We start from the raw sequence: 650 nt of genomic DNA on the forward strand, positions 1-650 counted from the left end.
AGCGTGGAGGACGCGGACCGGGGGCGGTTCGCGGGACATCCGTGGTCTCTTAGCGGGGGCGGGGCAGGCGGGCTGATGGAGCGGGTCGAGCACGCCGGGGTGACACGGTTGGGCGAGGTTGCCCAATCGCTCGGGATCGCCTCCGTCACGGGGGAGGACGACCTTTACCTCTTGCCTCGTAATGGCGCGGCCAGACGACTAGGCGTGTCCGCGACTCGCCCTCTAGTCACAGGCGAAGCCGTCCGTGACTTCACTCTCCAGCCCGAGTGCGACGCTCTATGGGTGTACGACGCTGGCTTCGAGACTCTGCCGTGGGAGGACATCGGGGCCTCGCAGCAAGTACTGGCCCCGTACCGGACAGCAATCTCCTCGCGCAAGCGGTTCGGCGTGCCCATGTTGGAGCGCGGTATGGCGTGGCACGAGTGGCAGGAGCTGTATCCCAGCAAGTTGCGGACGCCCCTGACGATCGCATTCGCGTTCGTCGCCACGCATAACCACTTCGTGCTGGACCGGGGCGGGAAGGTGTTCAACCGTTCCGCCCCGGTGATCAAGCTACCGGAAGGTGCAACGGAGCAGCGGCACCTGGAGCTGCTGGAGGTACTGAACTCGTCAGTGGCTTGCTTCTGGCTCAAGCAGGTCAGCCAGGCCAA

Annotated in this window: 1 protein-coding gene; it reads left to right on the forward strand. The window is 65.7% G+C overall.

Annotation, left to right across the window (positions count from 1 at the left end; all coding sequences use genetic code 11):
* Nucleotides 1-282 precede the first annotated feature (282 nt).
* On the forward strand, nt 283-650 hold a 368-nt coding region (locus tag J0695_RS37680; protein ID WP_206969298.1), incomplete at its 3' end, for a hypothetical protein.

The organism is Streptomyces beijiangensis, from assembly GCF_017315755.1.
Classification (GTDB): domain Bacteria; phylum Actinomycetota; class Actinomycetes; order Streptomycetales; family Streptomycetaceae; genus Streptomyces; species Streptomyces beijiangensis.